This window comes from Streptomyces flavofungini (assembly GCF_041028215.1).
GTDB classification, from domain to species: domain Bacteria; phylum Actinomycetota; class Actinomycetes; order Streptomycetales; family Streptomycetaceae; genus Streptomyces; species Streptomyces flavofungini_B.
In genome coordinates this window covers 1-2,778 of record NZ_JASKYR010001060.1, presented here as the reverse complement: position 1 = coordinate 2,778, position 2,778 = coordinate 1, and the positions used below count along the sequence as shown (strand labels likewise).

At 75.3% G+C, this 2,778-nt stretch carries 2 protein-coding genes; both read left to right on the top strand.

Annotated features, from left to right (window positions below):
• Positions 1-477: 477 nt before the first annotated feature.
• Positions 478-1,797, top strand: coding sequence for an AAA family ATPase (locus AB8Z36_RS38340; protein ID WP_369217984.1), 1,320 nt, complete (start codon positions 478-480; stop codon positions 1,795-1,797).
• A 125-nt stretch (positions 1,798-1,922) separates the two neighbouring features.
• Positions 1,923-2,778 (top strand): vWA domain-containing protein (locus AB8Z36_RS38335; RefSeq protein ID WP_440582119.1); only part of this gene is annotated, 856 nt, incomplete at its 3' end.

Below are 2,778 nucleotides of genomic sequence, written 5' to 3'. Positions count from 1 at the left end.
CCCCGGACGACGACGCGGACGACACCCCCGACACCCGCCGCCGCAGGAAGCCGCCGCACCGCCCACGTCTCGACCGCCACGCACCCGTCCCGACCCACCGCAGGCGCTCGGGCCGGTCGCGTCCGCGTACCGGCCAGGCTCGCTGACAGGCCGGACACGTCCGGGCGTGGGCCCTGCCGTGCGGTGGCTGGTGGGTTGCGGCCCGCCGTCCACCGTGCGCCCGTCACGTACCCGTCCCGACCCACCGCAGGCGCTCCTGCCGGTCGCGTCCTCGCACCCGCCAGGCTCGCTGACGGACCGGCCGCGTCCGGGCGTGGCGCCTGCCGTGCGATGCGGCGGGCGCGTCGGGGTGCCTCCGGCGCGGTCTCCGGACCACGTACGACTCCACTAGCGCGCACGCGTCGAAGAGCGACGCGTACGTCTCTTCGAACCCGGGACGGGCGACCCCGTTCCCCTCAGACCACCCAGGTGATGACCATGACTTCCAGCACGCTCCTGCCCAATCCCACGACCGTCCCAACTCCGACCCGGGCCGCCGACACCCCCGTACCGGCATGCCCCGAGGCGTCCGATACCGGTGCCCGGCTCGCGCTCGCCGATGATCTGCTGAGCCTGCTGCGGACGACCAGTACCGAACCGCGCCCCGACGAGCAGCTCGAAGCACTCACCCTCGCGGTCTCGGCCGATCTGCCCGTGCTGCTCTGGGGGGAGCCGGGCATCGGGAAGACGGCCGCGCTGACGCAGCTCGCCGCCTCGCTCGGCCTGCCCCTGACCACCGTGATCGCCAGTGTCCACGAACCGTCCGACTTCTCCGGGCTGCCCATCGTGGGCGACGACCCGGCCGTGCAAGGCGTGCCGATGGCGCCACCGCAGTGGGCCGTCGAGCTCGTACGTGCCGGGCGGGGTCTGCTCTTCCTGGACGAGCTGTCCACCGCCACCCCCGCCGTGCAGGCCGCCCTGCTGCGCGTGGTCCTGGAGCGGCGGGTCGGAGCCCTGCGGCTGCCGCCCGGCGTACGCATCGTGGCCGCCGCCAATCCGCGCGCATCGGCGGCGGACGGCTGGGAACTGAGCCCCCCGCTGGCCAACCGGTTCGTGCATCTGCACTGGACGCACGACAGGGAGGTCGTGGTGCGCGGCCTCGGCGGAGTATGGCCGCGCGCGGAACTGCCCCGGCTCGCCCAGGCGCGCATGCCGGAGGCGGTGGCCTTCGCCCGGCGCGCGGTGTGCGGCTTCCTGGCGTCCCGGCCGACGCTCATCCACCGGCTGCCGAACACCGAGACGCGGCGCGGCGGAGCGTGGCCCTCGCCGCGCAGCTGGGAGGCCGCGCTGACCCTGCTGGCCTTCGCCACGGCGGCCTCGGTCTCGCACGATGTGCTCGCGCTGCTGGTGCGGGGCGCGGTGGGGGACGGCCCAGGCCTGGAACTCCTCGCCTACCTCGACCGGCTTGACCTGCCGGACCCGGAGGCGCTGCTCGCCGACCCGCATTCCGCCGAACTGCCGGAACGCGGAGATCTGCGGCAAGCCACGCTGGAGGCGGTGGTGGCGGCCGTCGGGACGCGGCCCGAGCGTGCACGCTGGGAGGCGGGCTGGGCGGTACTGGTCCGCGCCCTGGAGACCGGCGCCCCCGACCTGCTCGTCGCACCGGCGAAGGCGCTCGCCGCGCTGCGGCGCGACGACTGGGAGGTACCGGAGGCGGTGGAGCGCCTGACGGGCGTGGTCGGCCTCGCCCGGCGCGCCGACCTGTCGGTGGTACGGGCCAGGACGGCGGCCGGGAACGCGACGGGGACGGGCCGATGAAGGGTTCCGTACCACGCCCGCGCAAGGGGCCGCGTCCAGTGCCCCGGCCTGCGCCCCCGCGCCCGCCAAGGGCCACGGCGTCCGCTCCCGCCGCTCGCCCGGCCGGGCCGCGCACACCCCTGGACATGGAGAAACTGCTCTCCGCCCGGCTGCACGCGGTGAAGGTCAGGCCCTACCTGGCCGACGCGCTCTTCGCGCTGCACGTGGTCGACGACCCCTCGGTGCCGACGATGGCGGTGGACGCCCACTGGCGCTGCTACGTGTCCGCCGCGTTCGTGGCGCGCACCCCGGTGGAGGAGCTCGCGGGCGTCTGGGTGCACGAGGTCTCCCACCTGCTGCGGGACCATCACGGGCGCGGCGAGGCCTACGCGCGCGAACACGAGCGGCAGGGGCCGGGGGAACGGCTCCGGCGCAACATCGCGGCAGACTTCGAGATCAACGACGACATCTACGGTGACGGCCTGCCCCGCCCCGGCGGGGCGGTGGTGCCGTCGATGCTGGGGCTGCGGGAGGGGCTGCTGATGGAGGAGTACCTGCGGACGTCCTCCCTGTCCGACCTGGCCTCGGAGCTGGCCTGGCTGGACTGCGGAAGCGGCGCCGACGGGCAGGAACGGCCGTGGGAGCTGGGCCCGGACGGGGCGAACGGACTGACCAGGCAGCAGCGGGACGCGGTCCGCTTCCGGGTCGCGGAGGGCATCAAGGGCCGTCCGGGCACCGCGCCGGAAGGGTGGCGCCGCTGGGCGGACCAGGCGTTCCAACCACCGCAGCCATGGCGCCAGTTGCTCGGCTCGGCGATCCGCTCGGCCGCGGGCGCGCCGGGCGTGGGCGAGAACCACAGCTACCGGCGTCCGGCCCGGCGCTCGGTCAGCGTCCCCAAGGTGGTGCTGCCCAGCCTGCGCCGCACGCCCCCCAGGGTCTGCGTGGTGATCGACACCTCCGGTTCGGTCAGCGACGCCGAACTGGGCGCCGCGCTGCTTGAGG